General features: G+C 58.5%; 1 protein-coding gene. It reads right to left on the bottom strand.

Translation table 11 applies throughout. The features are described from left to right. A partial coding sequence (locus ACFR9S_RS07805; protein ID WP_459077193.1) for a DUF7827 domain-containing protein occupies nt 1–523 on the bottom strand: 523 nt, incomplete at both ends.

Here is a 523-nt window from a genome sequence, read left to right as displayed (position 1 = left end):
AGTGACCGTGGTGTCCTCAAGGTCGTCGAGGGTCTCCAGAGTGTCTGCTGCCGGCGCGGTGTTAGTCGTCACGTCACCGATTGCCGCTCGGTCCTGGACGACTAGTCGATCTCGGTCGTGTTCGTTGACGAGATCGTAATCGTCAGAGGTGCTTGAGTCAAGTTCGTCACCGATCGACAGGTCCCAGTTGTAGCTGGGGAGCGGATCCCCAGATTCGAACCCGTCGGCGGTGTAGACGCTCGTGTCGCTCTCAGCGATCTCAGCGTCGGAATCCTCGTGGACGCTCCACGGATTACTGTGCACGTCGTGCGTGTCGAACTGAACGACGACTTCTTCCTCTTCGACGTTCGTCAGCTTGGCGTGCGTAGCGTATCCGTATTCAGTGCCACCGAGGGTAATAACCGGGGTGCTGCTCTCCGAAACATCAACGGTGATGTTGGTGATCTCGCCCTGCGTGGTCTGCTCAACGTCAGCGAAGGCGTAGTCGAGGCGAGAATCAGTTACCTCGACCGTTGCAGTGTCG

It is taken from the genome of Halolamina salina, from assembly GCF_042678005.1.
In the GTDB taxonomy this organism is placed as follows: domain Archaea; phylum Halobacteriota; class Halobacteria; order Halobacteriales; family Haloferacaceae; genus Halolamina; species Halolamina salina.
This window is presented reverse-complemented; position numbering and strand designations above follow the sequence as displayed.